Origin of the sequence: Parabacteroides sp. ASF519, assembly GCF_000364265.2 — a bacterium.
Lineage (GTDB): Bacteria > Bacteroidota > Bacteroidia > Bacteroidales > Tannerellaceae > Parabacteroides > Parabacteroides goldsteinii.
The window spans coordinates 1,278,486-1,294,975 of the sequence record NZ_AQFV02000006.1; the positions used below are offsets into that span (position 1 = coordinate 1,278,486).

At 45.7% G+C, this 16,490-nt stretch carries 14 protein-coding genes; all 14 read left to right on the forward strand.

Annotation, left to right across the window (positions count from 1 at the left end):
• The first annotated feature begins 73 nt into the window (after window positions 1-73).
• On the forward strand, window positions 74-1,192 hold the full coding sequence (locus C825_RS04940) for an IS110 family RNA-guided transposase (protein ID WP_010800321.1): 1,119 nt from the start codon (window positions 74-76) through the stop codon (window positions 1,190-1,192).
• Window positions 1,193-1,826: 634 nt separating this feature from the next.
• On the forward strand, window positions 1,827-2,252 hold the full coding sequence (locus C825_RS04945; protein WP_010801632.1) for a hypothetical protein: 426 nt from the start codon (window positions 1,827-1,829) through the stop codon (window positions 2,250-2,252).
• Window positions 2,253-2,254: 2 nt separating this feature from the next.
• On the forward strand, window positions 2,255-3,661 hold the full coding sequence (locus C825_RS04950; RefSeq protein ID WP_010801633.1) for a hypothetical protein: 1,407 nt from the start codon (window positions 2,255-2,257) through the stop codon (window positions 3,659-3,661).
• A complete protein-coding gene (locus C825_RS04955; RefSeq protein ID WP_010801634.1) occupies window positions 3,658-4,542 on the forward strand; it encodes a hypothetical protein in 885 nt (294 codons plus the stop codon). The genes C825_RS04950 and C825_RS04955 overlap by 4 nt, the downstream gene beginning before the upstream one ends.
• 32 nt (window positions 4,543-4,574) lie before the next feature.
• Window positions 4,575-5,162: a hypothetical protein gene (locus tag C825_RS04960; protein WP_010801635.1), complete on the forward strand. Its 588-nt coding sequence runs from the start codon at window positions 4,575-4,577 to the stop codon at window positions 5,160-5,162.
• A 31-nt stretch (window positions 5,163-5,193) separates the two neighbouring features.
• Window positions 5,194-5,925: a hypothetical protein gene (locus tag C825_RS04965; RefSeq protein ID WP_010801636.1), complete on the forward strand. Its 732-nt coding sequence runs from the start codon at window positions 5,194-5,196 to the stop codon at window positions 5,923-5,925.
• A gap of 69 nt (window positions 5,926-5,994) precedes the next feature.
• A complete protein-coding gene (locus C825_RS04970; RefSeq protein ID WP_010801637.1) occupies window positions 5,995-7,305 on the forward strand; it encodes a clostripain-related cysteine peptidase in 1,311 nt (436 codons plus the stop codon).
• A 36-nt stretch (window positions 7,306-7,341) separates the two neighbouring features.
• Window positions 7,342-7,881 (forward strand): hypothetical protein, encoded by a 540-nt coding sequence (locus C825_RS04975; RefSeq protein WP_010801638.1) that lies wholly within the window; start codon window positions 7,342-7,344, stop codon window positions 7,879-7,881.
• A 29-nt stretch (window positions 7,882-7,910) separates the two neighbouring features.
• Window positions 7,911-8,972, forward strand: coding sequence for a BMP family ABC transporter substrate-binding protein (locus C825_RS04980; protein WP_010801639.1), 1,062 nt, complete (start codon window positions 7,911-7,913; stop codon window positions 8,970-8,972).
• Entirely contained in the window at window positions 8,953-11,079 is a 2,127-nt protein-coding gene (locus C825_RS04985) for a C13 family peptidase (RefSeq protein ID WP_010801640.1), read from the forward strand. The genes C825_RS04980 and C825_RS04985 overlap by 20 nt, the downstream gene beginning before the upstream one ends.
• Before the next feature lie 335 nt (window positions 11,080-11,414).
• Window positions 11,415-11,894 (forward strand): hypothetical protein, encoded by a 480-nt coding sequence (locus tag C825_RS04990; RefSeq protein WP_044214929.1) that lies wholly within the window; start codon window positions 11,415-11,417, stop codon window positions 11,892-11,894.
• Between the two features lie 144 nt (window positions 11,895-12,038).
• On the forward strand, window positions 12,039-12,668 hold the full coding sequence (locus C825_RS04995; RefSeq protein WP_232434971.1) for a M15 family metallopeptidase: 630 nt from the start codon (window positions 12,039-12,041) through the stop codon (window positions 12,666-12,668).
• Window positions 12,669-12,776: 108 nt separating this feature from the next.
• A complete protein-coding gene (locus C825_RS05000) occupies window positions 12,777-15,152 on the forward strand; it encodes a hybrid sensor histidine kinase/response regulator (RefSeq protein WP_010801643.1) in 2,376 nt (791 codons plus the stop codon).
• Window positions 15,124-16,422, forward strand: coding sequence for a sigma-54-dependent transcriptional regulator (locus C825_RS05005; RefSeq protein ID WP_010801644.1), 1,299 nt, complete (start codon window positions 15,124-15,126; stop codon window positions 16,420-16,422). The genes C825_RS05000 and C825_RS05005 overlap by 29 nt, the downstream gene beginning before the upstream one ends.
• The last annotated feature ends 68 nt before the right edge of the window (window positions 16,423-16,490 follow it).

The following is a 16,490-nucleotide window of genomic DNA, read 5'->3' on the forward strand; positions in this document are numbered from 1 at the left end:
TAAAGACCACTCCCTGCTGTTATTCCACCGACTTTCGTTATTTTAAAGTTGTAATACAAAAAAACTATATCTTATGGACAGAGTTTGTGGTCTTGATGTGCATAAAGATAGTGTCTTTATGTGTATTCTCACAGCAAACGGTGAGAAAATTGAAGATGTGTTTGGAACTTTAACACCGGAACTGGATCGCCTTCGTGACACTTTAGTCTCTCATGGTGTTGGTAAAGTTGCAATGGAAAGCACCAGTATTTATTGGGTTCCTATTTGGCGCATTTTGGAATGCGATTTTGATGTTAAATTGGTTAACCCTTATTTCATCCGTCAACTCCCTGGTCGTAAAACTGATATTAAAGATGCCCAATGGATTGCGACTGTTCTTCAGAAAGAGCTAATTAAGGGAAGTTATATTCCTGATTCAAAAATACAGGAATTACGTCAGTACAGTCGTCGTATCTTCCATTTGACTCGTCGCAAACAGCAAGCTGAATCTGCTATCGATCTAACGTTGCAACGTTGCAATATTCGTTTGAGTAATTATGTTTCTGATATTGGTTGTAAATCCATGCGTAAGGTGGTCAATGCATTAATCTGTGGTGAAACTGATTCTGAAGTATTAGCTCTGTTGGTTCACAAGCGTATTCGTAATAAACATTGTCATGAGGTTATTAAGTCGTCTTTGACTGGTATTGTATCTTCATCAGACAGAGACATGCTTAAAATGAGTTTGGAAGAAGTGGAACTTTATGATCGTCAGCTTCTTGAGTGTAAAGAGAAAATGCGAATAATTTGCGAGGGACATTATGCCGAGGAACTGGAAATCCTTCAAACAGCTCCTGGGATAAAAGAGGAAAGCGCTATGAGAATCATAGCAGAAATCGGTGTTGACATGAAAGCCTTTCTAACAGCATCAGCTTTAGTTGGCTGGGCTGGATTAAGACCGCGAAATGATCAAAGTGCAGGAAAGATCAAAGGAAGAAAGACTTTACATGGAAACAAGTATTTACGTGTTATGCTTACACAATGTGCATGGGGAGCCTGCAGGACTCAAACATCTAAATTTTATAGCAGATATCATACCTTGAAAAAGAGAATGAATCACAACAAGGCTTTAATGGCAAATGCTCGAAAGCTACTCGTTGTTATTTGGAATTTATTAGCTAAAAAGCAACCTTATATGCCATTTGTGAATTAATGGTTGCTTCTTAATGAGCGTTCCAAGACCCTTATATTTGTGGTGGAGTAAACCCCGTTTTTGCAAACTGGTATACAGGCACGCTCTGGCAAGGAATTGCGTCTGAGACAAACAAGCTCGAAGAGGAAATTATTTATCACTCTCTGCATAGACAAAATGTAGGGACAGCTACAAAGTGATCTTATTTTAACGGGAGTTCGAAATAAGGTTAGTGTAACTTTTATTACACAGAAAATAATAAGAAAAAAGGGACCCTTATACAGACTCCCTCCCAAAGATCATACATTTCATAGTCAAGACTGTGGCAATGTTATCTCTTTGTGTTTTTCATAGTTAAAATCTTTTCGTCAAAGGACAGGTTTATTTTTCTTTAATACAAACTTTTTGTTATATTTTTACACATACATGTTATTAAACATGGCTTGACTGTTATTCTGAGGAAGGTTATGGTACTTATTTCGAACTCACGTTTGTTTATTTATAGAGGAAATATAAAAGTAAGCTGAAGGGATTTAATGCTAATCTCGTTTCAACACCGGATAAGAACTCTATCAGCATCAAGAGTTGTGCAACGCGCCAGTCATGGAACTGGTTGGTAAACAATACCGAAAGACGTGGAAACAAGGCGTTCAACATGGATGTCGAACTTGAATTCAATGCCAAATTCGCCAGCAGTTTTGGAAGTAGTACCGGACATGCTAAAACGAGTGTTCATAAATCCCGAGTCCGCATCGAGCTACCTGTTCCCAACCGCTTCACCAAGAGCTATTCAGCAGTGGCAGACAATTATCAAGATGACAAAGAGATGGAACTTATCCAAACGTTCCTGAACAGCGTCCGGGAGTACAAGGATATTTCAAAAGGCTATTGTGCGCCTGAAGAAAAGATTCTGGACAGGCAGATGGAGGAGCGTTGGAACACCATGCTGAAAACGTTGGAGAGCTTCGGCTCTAAGTTCTCCGGCTTGAAAAACGCATATACATTCCGGTTGAAGGACAACAAAGGCAAACAAATCGGTCGCAACCTGCGTATCAGTAATAAAGGAATAAACAAGTATTAAAAATGATGAAACAGAAGACATACATTCCTCTTGTCCTCATCCTGCTGCTCATGCTTGCATGCGACAAGGTGACCAATAACTATTACACCGAGAATCCCGAACCCACACAAACACCCGGCTTCGAGCCGGGTGAGTGGCTGGCAGAGGCACACTCACTGTGCTACTACGGTCTGCTTGATGACGGCTACTCGCTCTACCCCAGTTGGCTACTGCAAGCCGACGGGGTGAGACGTGCCTATAGCGACAGCGAGTTCGCCCAAAAGTTTATCACCGACGATATGGGCATCAGCATGCGCAACCCCGGTGCAGGGACCCGCTTCACGTTGCGGATGGACGAAAGCCCCGTATGCCATGCTGCGGTGTTCAGCGCTACCGTGCCCGAAGGGCTGACAGACGAGTTAATCCACCTGACCTATCCCGTGAAGTGGAATATCGATGCCCTGTTGCATTGGCATACAGACAAGCCGGTGGAATTGGCCTGGACCCTGCTCCTGGAAGGTGATACCGTGGACCACTTCACGCAGCAGTTCAACTGTCGCAGCCTGCACTGCTACATTCCCGACCCGGTCTTGCTCCAAAAGGAGAATCAGCAGAAAATCAACCTCATCAAGCAATCTGATTTCGGAAGTTATCCCGTCCAGGAAAACGATGAAGTGCTATGTCCCCAGACAGGTGCGTTCCTTATGGGCTACATTGACGAACACTCGGCTTTGGTGGAGCAATTGAAAAAGGAGATCCTGAACGACGGTTACCTGCCTACAATCAGCGGCATGGCGAGCCCCAATAGCGAACAATTGTTGAACAGTACGGCACGTGCCTTCACCTACCTGATGATGAAACACCGCATCTTCTATACTGTCTCTGATGGCGGCCAGCTGCAAAGTCCGAATTACACGGCCGATGTGCAATATATACGTACCATCGACGATATTTTCCACAATCAGCAAGGCTACTGTATGGAACTATCGGCCGCTTTCGCGTCATGGTGCATCAACCAAGGTGTGAAATGCACCGTTGAATTCGTACCCGGACATGCCGTCAACCGCCTGTATGACAAAGAGGGTAAAGCATACCCTGTGGATCTGACTATGCTGGCAAGCAGTATGGCCCAATTCCCCATCCTCTCCGACTCGCTCGGAGCCACAGATTTTGCGAACGTAGATAGGTTCTACAACATCTTCATGACACGCAGCCAGCAAGATGAAATCAACACCTATCAACAGGGTCGCCAGGACGATCCGGTGAACTACTCCACCATCGATGTTTACCGCCTGCGCCAATGGTTGCCTTCGTTCAACATCGGTGGCAACTACTTACATACCCGCGCCGCAGCAGTCGAAGAGGATGCACTGCAGATTGTCGAAAACCCGGTATGGAGAATTGATGATAATTTAAATTCTGAAAAATGAAACTAAGAACATTCATAGCCCTCGTCTTGCTGCTTCCGGCACTGTTTCCGGAAGCAGCCCTGCGGGCGCAAAGCTCGCGTAATAGTTTCCCCAAGGTATCCGTGGGAGACATTCGTTACGTGGACAAGGCACACACCAAAAAACAGACCGTAGGCAGCATCCTGACCGATCTGGCTACCACCGCCGTCACCGGCAAGAGTACTACCCAGCACGATGAATATGCCCCTTCGGTGCGGGAGGCTATCGTGAAAGCATTAAGCGACGTCACACGATTTCGGGTCATCGACGGAGACTTCCACTTCGATGAACTGGCGGGTAACGAAGAAGCTCTCTATGTGGACGGCACCATCAACAGTATTACTGGCACTTCGCAAGTCACCCCTTCCACTGTCAAAGACAAGCCGGCCGAACAATCTTACAAAGTGCTTATCAACGTCACTCTCAATCTGAAAGACGCCCGTACGGACGAAGCGGTGGATAGCCATATATTCAGCATGACCGACAGTGACATCTCCTGGATGACTACGGCCGACAAGGCGTTGAACGATGCAATCGACCGCTTGGCCTCCCGCATATCCGAATACTACAACCACCGCTACCCCCTTTATGGCAGCATCGTGGAGCGTGGTGAAGAAAAGAAGGACAAGCAACGGACGGTATACATTGATTTGGGAACCGGATGTCGGGTAGGCAAAGGACAACAGTTCAACATCTACGTCCTAAAAACCATTGCCGGACGGGAAGCCCGCCAGGAGATAGGCCGTCTGAAAATAGAGGAAGTGATGGGCGATGACCTAAGTCTCTGTAAAGTTACCAAAGGAGAGAAAGAAGTAAAGACTGCCTTGGATCAAGAAAAAACATTGGTGATCATCAGTCGGTAATAATAAATGGAAGATTAAAACAATAAAGGATTATGGGAAAAAGGATTTTAACGATTGTATTTGCCACCCTGATGGCAATGGTTACATTCACAGCTTGCAGCGACAACGACGAACACCGAAACGACACGCAGACCGGCGAAGAACAGGTGGATCAACTAATAGACCAACTGATTCTAAATATCGCCCAAATGCGTGTGAATGAAAAGAACGGCGAGTCCTTCTTGCTTGTCAGCTCGAAGGATGAGGCATACAGGTTCTGTGAGTCGCTGACCGGTGAGAAGTGGGACGGCGAGAACCGCACCGTGACATTGGCTGATGCGTATGGCACGGTTATGCTGAAAGCAAGTTCGGTAGAAGGGATATATGGCACGGTAATCTTCCGTGATGTGCGCCATCTGGACGATATGACATTACACTTGGCCGATCCGGAGTTTATCAAAAATGATAATTATGGGATAGACCAGTTTGTCAATATAGGTGTAATAGGAACGTGCACAAACCCGAAATGTAAGCATGTCTATGCAAGTAATGCTGCCGGTGTGGGTTATATACCCTCAAATTTCAAATGCGACAAGTGCGGTAGTAAATTGCATATAACAACGAGTAGGGGAAGTCGTTGATCCCAGCAAACTCTAAAAACAATGGATTGATATGAAAAGTACAATGAAAAGAATATCGGTATGGTTGGCACTGATGGCGGTAGCCATCCTCACGTTCACCTTCACAGCTTGCAGCGATGATGAAGATATTGAGAATGAAGTGACTTACACCTACGTTTTCACTGAAATTTCGGTATCACACCCCGACTTTCTCGAAGAGAAGGGAAAGATAGAGTACGCCTTCAAGTCTGCCCTCGGTGCTACCGGAAGCAACTTCACGAAGCGGGGTACAGTGGAAAAGTGCGACGAGCAGGTTTACGCAGCCTGCGAGAAAGCCTGCAATTCGCTCAAGGACGAAGTGTGGCAGGGCGATTACCTCTTAGAAGTGATAAACACCCTCACCGAGGAGGTGGTGTGCATGGCTGTATTCAATACCGACAACGAAAACGTCTTCGGTGGTTCCTCGCAGGCTGCGAAAGAGAATACAGCAAAGAACTTTGCCAATTTTGTCAAGAAGATATACCCCGACTTCCCCGCTGTACAATCCGGGGGGTTGACATGCACAGATTTCAAAAATGAGGGAGAGTGCTTTGCTTTCATGTATAACCAAATTGACAGAGACGATATTATGGCACAAAAGAGGTTTAGAGGGTTATGCTCCATCTCTTCAGAGTACCTGATAATGAGTTATAAAAGGAGTGATGTCAAGAACGGTTTTTCCAAACTGGATATATGGTTTCGGAAGGAGAAGGGCCAACCGAGATACATCATTACATTTAAATAAGCTTCACCTATCCTCCTGATAAATGTAGGAAATGCGGAGGTAAGAATTTGTATTAAACTTAGAAACAAGATGAATCGATTCTTAATTTTTTACGCAGCTTTTATAATGCAGTTCGTTGGATTGTTGTCGTGTTCAGATAACAATGACCCGATTCCTGAGCCTACCGGCAACGGTTACTGCCTGATGTTCTATGTCTCGGGAGGAGACCCGGAGCACGACCTTAGTGAGATGTTTTCCATAAGGCAGGCGGTAGAGGCTACAGCCGGCAAGCAAAACATTGCCGTGACCGTACTGTTTAAGGCATCCGGAAAAAAAGAAGGGGAAGCACACAACGGAGTGTACCGCTACATCGGTGAGAATGGAGTGCTGACGCAAGACCCCGGTTTTGTGGCAGGCGAGGATTTCCAAATCACCGACCCGGCATATCTCACCGACTTCATTCGTTGGTCGGCAGAGCAATGTCCCGGCAACAAGTATCTTTTAGCCTTTGCCGGACACGGCCTTTCCTTCACTCCCAATCTTGATTTACCCCCATCTGAAACCCGCGCTACCATTTCCGATGGAAAAGAGATGATGTCTTCCTATAAACTGGCACAAGGTATCCGGGAAGCCGGTGTCCCGCTCGAAGCTATGTTGGCACATTCCTGTCAGCAAGGAAGCGTTGAGATGCTGGCTGAATGGGAAGGACTGGCAGACTATCTGCTCGGATCGCCCTTTTCGATTCCCGATTATGCCTATGACTATGCCACTTTGCTGACCGATTTGCACGAAGGTCACTCAATGGAAGACGCATTAGTGCGTATGGCGAAGCGTGCCATGAATATCTGGCAAGTGTTTCACGACAGTGGCAACTACGGCTTGGTTGTAGAGGTGACACGACTGCGCGAACTTACACGACTGTGGGACGTGCTACACGAAACCTTTGCCGCCATGCGTGGCTCCATGAATGAAATCAACTTCACCACCGATAAACCTGCAGTGCTTGGTGACACCTACGGAGCCGGTTACCAAAGAGCACTTCAAGCGAAGTATGAACATGACAAGGATAACTTCTTTGAAAACGTGCGAGCAAACAATGCTATAGATTTACCCGATTTCTTACGCTGTGCTTACGTGTATAGCGGAAATATGCAGCTCGCTCCCTATGTGAATCGCTTGTATGAGGTGTTGGAAGATATTCTGGCCATCCATTTGCAAACCAATGGTCGGCATGACTTCGTTTACAACGTATGTGCCGGCCCTTCGTTGGAGAAACCGGAAGGGATGAAACGTTACCAGACTTGCCGTTTTGATCGACTGACTGGCTGGAGCGACCTGTACGAAGCGATACTGAATGTTCCGATAAAGCAAGCTGCCGACAGAGTTAAAAAGAACAACTGACAAATAAACAATTAATTTAATTTAAAGTAAAACATTATGGAAAAGAAGATTTTTACTATTCTGTTTGCAACTATGCTGACAATGGTTGCATTCTCTTCATGTAGTGATAACAATGATGAGCCCAAAGCTGTATCAAGCGAAGAGATACTGCTAAACATCAACAAGGTGATTGTTGAGCAGGCTAAAGCAGAAAAACTCTATCAAAGAGGTGAGGATGGAAGTACTTTGGTGATAATTGCCGACTCGAAGGAGGCCGCCCATACGCTGTGCGAGCGTCTTATCCTCGACCAGTGGGATGGTAAACAACGCACGATAAAACTCTCAGACAACAAAGGGGTTATTTCTCTTGCTCCCGGTACGGAAGAAAGCGTCTTTTACACCGTTACGCTCAAAGCACTTGATAATTTCGGTGATTTGTTTATTCGCATCGTTCCCGAAGCATATCTGGAGGGAGAGAATTTTCCTTGGGAACGATTCCCTGTATCAGGGTGGGTATGTTCCGATTGCGGATTGGAGACATTTAAGCTCTACAGACCAAAGAAATGCAATAGATGCGGAGGTGAGAATTTTAAATAATAAATGAGACAGATCACAATATTTATAAAATGAAACATTATGGGAATGTTATCATGTATTTGATTAGCATGTATAATCCTTTCCGTATCTTTTTGGCAATGACAACGTTCTTGGTAACAGGAGCGTTGTCATCCTGCAATCATGCCGATGAGTTGGAGTCGGTTTCTCCGGTTCCACAGATTGTTTTTCTCTTCTCTCCAAGCGGGCTGGGCGACATGAGCTATAACGATTGCATCCTCGAAGGGGTGCAGCGGTTCAAGATGGAACATAAAGAGATTGACATCTATATCTATTCGCCCGAATCATTGCCAGAAGCTGAGAAAATCTTTTCCGACTGGCTCAAACGGCCGGAAAGCGACATTCCGGTGTTGTTTGTTCTGGGTAGCAGCGACTATGAGCCTATGGTAGAAAAGCATCTTATTCAACACGACCTGACTCCCAACAAGAGCCTTTTGCTGTTTGAAAGCCGGAAACAATATGATGACAAGCAGATACACACTTTCCAAATTTCTATGTTCGGAGCCTCGTATCTTGCCGGAGCAGTGGCAAGGCAATGTACGGGAGACAGGAAACCGCTTGTCTTACTTGCCAACCACTCGGACAGTCCCATCAATATAGCCAAAGACGGTTTTGTTGCCGGTTACGGCAGCGACTGCGATGTGGAGTATCTGGCGGATGATTGGACGGGATATGTGTCGGCTTCGCTCGCCTATCAGAAAATGAGTACCTGGGCGGTTGATTACGACTTCATCTTTCCTGTGGCAGGTGGCTCCAATGCCGGTATCTACCGCTACTCCCGGGAATTTGAAGATTCACCGTACCTTGCAGGTATGGACATTGATCAGTCAAGTCTCTCCAATTGGATTACAGGCTCGGTCATCAAGCATATCGACCAATTGATTTACAGGTATCTGACGGAATGGGTCACCACGGGAATTATGCCGGAGAACCAACTTTACGGTCTTGAAAGCGGGTATGCCGACTGGCTGGTCGCGCCCCGATACGCGAATGATTTCAACAGTTTAGTCAATGACATGCGCCAACAAGCTGTTATTTTCGAGAAAGAGTATTATGAAACGAATAGTTATTAAACTTATTGCACCGCTCCTCTGCCTGATCGGTCTGTGGAGCTGTTCGGACGATGAATCTTCCATGTCTTATGGCGATAAACAATGGACAGAGAAGACCGTCGCCGTGGTGCTCCCGATGGAGAAAGGACTTGCTGTGCATTGGGAAAGAACGTTGGGTATGTTTGCAACCAACTTTGAACGTGCATTCAAAAACCACGAGACAGGTATCAGATTGAAGTTTGAATACTACGACGAGGCAAATGCCGATATGCAGGAACTTGCCCGATCGCTGGCTTTCAACGATGAGGTATATGCCGTCATCGGCGGATTGTATTCATCCAACGCTGCAATCCTCGCGGCTGAATTGACCCTTGTGGGCAAGACATTCTTCACACTCGCCACCACAGAACAACTGGTTCGAGCATACGCATCAACAGGCTATCTTTGGGCGATGACCGAAACCGACATTACGCAATGTGAGGTACTTCTCTCCAAGGTGATTAACTATGGAGGTAAAAGTGTAGCACTTTTGGCCAAGGATAATGACAATTACGGGCAGACGTTCATTGATTGGTTCGCATTTCAGGCACGCGAACTCGGGTTGAAGAATATGGGTAGCTATGCTTACACCCCCGATAATATAGCGGATGTGTCTTGCCAAGCCATGCAGTCGGGTACAGAGTATGTGATATGTATCCCCTCTGAGATTGAAGAGATGGGACCGATGCTTGAAGCGCATAAAACACAAAGCCTGAACGGGCAGAGTGTACCGAGGATGTTGTTTTCGGATACAGCCTACGGCGCGGATGTGCTCAAGATTCACGGTGATGCAGCCGAAGGGATAGAGGGAGTCGCGTTTGGTGCCGATCCTGAATCGGGGTTCGACGTGAGTTATCGGACCTTTTTCAATGCCACGCCCACTCTGGGGGAATCACAGCTCCACGATGCCGCCATGCTCATCGGCTATGCTGCATGGCATCAGCAGTTCAATCCGGAGCTGTCGTTACAAAAATCACTCAGGGCTGTTGTTTCAGGTGAAGACTTGAACATGGGCAGCTGGACGGGTGAGGATATGGGGCTTGTGGTAGATGCGCTTGCTGCCGGCAAGTCGCCATACGTCCGTGGGGCTTCAGGCCATCTGAGGTTTGATGCAAAAGTCTTTACCAATGTGCTTGCCACGACTTACTATAACTTTAAGGTTTACAACGGGCAGTATATCATCCTCGACTATAACACCAGCGATGGAGGAAACCGCACGGATGCAACACTTGCCGGTTGGAACTGGAAGGCTTCGCAGATGCAGAATTTCAACAATTCCGGAGAATTCGATTACCCTGTACATACCGGTAACTGGGCACTTCTGGTTGCTTCCTCCAAGGAATGGGCCAACTATCGCCATCAGGCAGATGTGCTCGCCATCTACCAGCAGCTCAAACAGGCCGGATATACCGACGACCGTATCATTCTCATTGCCGAGGACGATATAGCCGACAATGTGTCGAATCCCAACAAAGGAGTTGTGCAGGTGACCATCGGAGGAAACAACGTGTACGAGCAGGTAGAGATAGACTATCGCATGTCGGAGTTGCAGGCAAAAGACATACTTGCCATACTGAGCGGAGAAAAAAGCGAAAGACTGCCCATCGTAATCGAATCTACCGCAAACGACAATGTATTTGTCTTCTGGAGCGGACACGGAGTACCCGGTGCCTTATGCTGGAACGATGATGCCTATGGCATTATGGGTGACCAACTTGACGAGACTTTCCATCGGATGAGGGAAAAGAGAAGCTATCGTAAACTCCTGATGATGGTCGAGGCTTGTTTTTCGGGCGGTGTGATGGAGCAATGCCGGAATATTCCGGGAATGTTGTTCGTCACGGCTGCCAATGGTGACGAGACCTCCAAGGCAGACGTGTTCAACGGCGAGATGAAGGTATGGATGAGCAACCGCTTTACCTCCACCTTTATTGAGCAGATCACCGAAAACAAGAACATTGCCCTACGCGACCTATATTACCGATTGTTCATCAATACGGTCGGTAGCCATGTGATGGTCTATAACGCTGAAAACTACGGCAACCTTTATTCGGCTGATATGTCAGAATTTATAAACTTCAAAAAATAATCAAAATGAAACAATCTACGTTACGCCTGCATTTACAGCGGTAACATGCGCCTTGATTCCTATATCAACCGGCTGGACGAAGTATTGTCGCATATCCTCGTCGCCCACCGCCAGACCGATGGGCGGCACAACTACATCTACAACGTCTATGTTAATATTTCAGTCAATGATAGTAAAAACAGAGAACGATACCACGCCTGCCGCTTCGACCAGCTAACAGGCTGAAGATCTCATAGAATACACAACAATAGCTCCTGCCGACATCTGAGTAGGGTTCCGGATAGCAAAAACATAAATAAGTAAAACAATAAATCATCATTTTCATTATGTTCATTATGAAGCAAATACTTTATATCATCAGTATCGCCTTGATGGCAGCAATAGCATTTATATCGTGCAAGGGAACAAGCAAAACAAATCCCACAGGACCTGGCATTCCGAACTTCATCGGCACATGGTACTATGAAACCATGACTCAAACCGTGCTGGGCACCGCCTCCGACACCCTGCTTTACGACTACATCAACAACCCGCAAGAACAGCAATTCTACGAAGTCTATACTCCGGACAGCGTGATGACCTTCTACGTCATCCAAAATGACACGCTGATGAAAAAGCTGCGGTTTCGATATGCTTTCCACAACGACACCCTCTATATGTCACACCCCAATAAACCGGTGCAAACCGTACATGTAAAGAACTTCACAGACAGCACTGTGACCATAGACTACACTCGCACTTACCGCGACACTACCTTCTACTGCATCTCCACTACTCGTCGCAGCGAACTGCCTAAGTGGAAGATTGAAAAGTAAAGACAAATAATAAATACATTAACAAATATGATAAGAAAAAAATACCTGCTACTCTTTGTCGTGTCTTTTACCATACTCTTGGTTGGATGTGACAACGACCTTGGACATCAAAGTCCTGACGATGAGTGGACAGCCGAAACTTTGGTGTCCCAAGCTGACGTAGAACGCTCCGGTGTGGATGCCTGGTTTCGTTCGGAAACTATCAGCGACCAAATATTCAGCCGCATGTGGCTCAAGTCATGGAAAGAGGACTGTCCTTTGAAGCGATCCGAACTACGTTATTTAAAAGTGTTGCATCGTAACGCTGACGGTAACCCACAACGGGGTGAGATGGTGGTGAACGCTGCCATTGCCGATAAAGTGATCGATGTATTTCGCCGGCTCTATCAGGCAGACTACCGCATTGAGCGGATGGTGCTCATTGACAACTACGATGCCGACGACGAAAGCTCTATGCGTGCTAACAACTCCTCATCGTTCAACTTCCGCTTCATGACCGGTTCTACTACCAAAATTTCCAAGCACGGACTTGGTCTTGCCATTGACATCAATACGCTTTACAATCCATATGTCAAGCAAAAGGATGACGAATCCTGGCACATAGAACCCGCTACGGGCGAACCATACGCTTTCGACCGTGAGAACAAGACGGATATACCCTACAAGATAGATCACAACGACCTTGCATACCGTCTCTTTACGGAAGCAGGATTCGAATGGGGCGGCGATTGGACTTCATTGAAGGATTACCAGCATTTTGAGATTGACCTATAACAATTGTATCTCAAGACCGATACCATTGTTGCTGAAGGTGTGGAGCTGGAGAAATAAAGCATACCCCTAAAAACGAAACGAGTACAATTTATAATGAAAACAGAACAAATGCAAACAAATAACTCGTTGATATCTCTCCGATTGAAAATTATTACCGGATATGTATTGTTACTCATATTCCTTACTATCATTGTTTCTCTTGTGTGGCTGGAACATCAGAAGATGGAAATGTTGAACAGTGGCGAATTACTTATCAAGCAAAAAAGAGAAGCCGTGAACCGAACTTTTGAAAAACTGCTTGACTTCTCCTTTTCTGATGATTTCCTGCTATTACGTGACAGGGACAAATTCAATGAATACCGGATGAAGCGTGAAATGGTTACCACCACTTTGAACGAACTGAAACGATACTATCCATCCGACATACAACATGCACAAATCGACACAATATCTTCGCTCTTACAAGAAAAAGAGGCACTGTTGCTCGGAGTGATGAATACACTTTCGGATTTACTGCGCTCTGACAGTCTGTTCCAACGGAGAATACCTGCTGTCGCTTTACAAATGCATATTCCATTGTTACCGGGCAAATCAGAAAAGGAGAAGAAAAAACGGAGCGGTTTCCTTGGTTTGTTTAAAAAGAAAGAAGAAAAATCGGCCTATGCATACCAAAAGGAAAAAACGAAACAGCCGTCCGCATCCCAGCAAATACCCAGGGAACTTTATTCCCTACAAAAAGAAATGTCTATACAATATACCGACTACTGGAATAAGCTGACCACTTACTCCGACAGTTTGCAATGCCGTAACACAGAACTGAACTCACAAATAAACACACTTATTGGTGAGTTTGAACAAGTAGTTATCAAGCAAGCAGAAAAAGAAATAGAAGAAATTACCGCATTAAGGGAGCAATCATTTCGTATCATTCTGTTTATAACTGTTATCGCCATCATGCTAATAGTGTTATTTTACTTTTTTATCCACCAGGACATAAGAAAGAGGCAGGAGTACCGGCTGAAACTGGAAGCGTCAGACTGCCGGAATCGTGAACTGCTGGCCGCGCGCCGTAACCTCATATTAACAGTAAGCCATGACCTCCGTGTACCGCTCGGTACTATCAGCGAATATGCAGAATTATTACAAGATGAAAAAAGTCCGGAACAGAGCAAAGGGTATGCAATGAATATCCTGCATGCCTCGCGCCATGTCATTGGGTTGGCAAATAACCTGCTGTATTATTACAGGCTGGAAGCGGAAAAGGAACAGCCGGAAAAAGAAATCTTTCATTTGGGGCGAATAATTGAAGATACTGCCCACTCATTCCTACCGATAGCGGAAAAGAAAGGGTTGGACTTGGTAATAAAAGTAATAGATTCTGACGTGCTTGTCGAGGGGGATTGTGGACGGTTGGTGCAAATACTCAATAATCTGATCTCAAATGCAGTAAAGTTTACCAGTGCCGGATATATACAAGTAGGTGCACAATACCGGGTCGGAAAGCTATCCTTCTTCATTAGAGATACGGGTATAGGTATTGATAAGGAAAGTCAGGAACAGATATTCACCGCTTTTGAACGAGGTAAAGCGCCAAATGCGGAAGAAGGCTTCGGACTGGGATTGGCAATAACATATAAATTGGTGACATTGCTGAAGGGAACTATTCATGTTCAAAGCACGCCGGGACATGGAAGCACATTCGAGGTATGTCTGCCTTTGCGTGAGACAAATGGAAAGACTACAAAGGTTTCTTTGGCATGTGGCGTTCTTTCAGGAATGAGAGTACTGGCAATAGATGATGACCGGATGCAACTTGAAGTAATCCAAAAAATGTATGTACGTCATGGGGTGAAATGTGATTGTTGCCTGAATGTAAGTGAACTGATTGAGGCATTACGCCGCAATCGTTATGACCTGGTGTTGACGGATATGAGAATGTCGGAAATGGACGGTTACGGGGTACTGACCTTGCTTCGGGGTAGCAACCTCGGACAAGCAAAGACACTTCCCGTATTGGCGGTAACCGCACAAGCGGACAAAAATCCGGAGTATTTTATAAATGCAGGTTTTGTGAACTGCCTATATAAGCCTTTCTCGCAAAGAGAATTAGTTTCGGTTACTTCATGTATAGACAGGACGAATTTTACAACTATCATGGAAGGGGAAGAAAATGCGATGGAACTGTTGGATATGTTCATAGAGGACACGGAAAAGGAACTCTCTGAAATGCAGGACGCTTTGGAAACGGCAAATTATATGCAATTGAGGCATATCATACACAAAGCTGCTCCATTATGGGGGATGATTCGTATCAATGTACCCTTGAATGAACTGGAAGAGATGGCTTCACTATCCTCTGAAAAATGGTGTAAGGAATTGGATGCCCGTATTAAAAGACTGATGGGAGCAGTGGAACAGGCCGTAAAAAAAGCGAAAGAATTAAAGTATGAACCGGATGAAAACCATATTGGTAGTAGAAGATGATCGAATATATGCACGTACTACCGCTAACTGGCTGGTAAAAAACGGGATGGATGCCCGTTACGTGCTGTCAGTAAATTCCGCAAAAGAATTTCTAAGCGGTCACGAAGTAGATCTGGTCTTGTCAGATTTCCGCCTTGGTGACTGTAATGGTGTGGAACTGCTTGAATGGATGAGGGTACATAGGTATCGTATGCCTTTTCTAATCATGACAGGATATGGAGATATACCTGGTGCTGTCGAAGCTGTAAAGAAAGGGGCCGACAATTATCTCCCCAAACCCGTACAAACAGAAAAAGTACTTGACGTCATCCGTGAATTGTTGGAACGCAGGGAGAAAAGGAGAAATCCGGAGCAGGCTTTTTATGTCTGCAAAAGTCCGCTGGCAGTAAAACTTCAGGAGATGGTACGTTTGGTAGCTCCTGCAGACAGTTTGTCCGTGTTGATACGGGGTGCATCGGGTACGGGTAAGGAATGGGTGGCATGTCAGATACACGCACTCGGCAGACGTTCGGACGCTCCTTTTGTAGCGGTGGATTGCGGGGCATTACCACGGGAACTGGCCGCATCGGAATTGTTCGGACATAAAAAAGGAACTTTTACGGGAGCAACTGAAGATAAAACCGGCATGTTTGCTGCCGCCAATCATGGGACATTGTTTCTGGATGAGATTGGTAATCTGAACATGGAAACTCAGGTATTACTATTACGTGCCTTGCAGGAGAAACGTTATAGACCTCTTGGTGGAAAGGAAGAAATACAAACGGACATACGGCTGCTTACAGCCACCAATGAGGATTTGGAACGGGCTATAAGTGAGGGGCGGTTCAGGGAAGACTTGTTCCATCGGTTGAACGAGTTTCCACTTCATGTTCCGTCATTGAAAGAGTGTCCGGAGGATATTATTCCGTTGGCCGGATTCTTTCTTTCCTATGCGAACGAGGAATTAGGAAAGAATGTGAAGGAATTTGACATGGACGTAAGGAAGGCTTTTAGGGCTTATTCATGGCCGGGCAATATCCGTGAGTTAAAAAGTGTGGTGAGGCGTGCGTGTGTATTGGCGCAGGATGAATGGATTACACTTAAAGACATCAACCTTCCGGTAGAGATAAAACCATCGGATGATTACCGGCTGGATATGGAGCGTACGGAATTGGAAGCGATAGTGAAAGCATTGGAAACTACGGGTAATGATCGGAAAGCTGCCGCCCGGCTGTTGGGTATATCCCGGAGCACGCTTTATTTGAAACTGAAAAAATACGGTTTAAACTGAATGTGTCCATAATTCTGAACACATTGTGTCTGATGGGGATAATAAATGCAGACACGTTTTGGAGATAG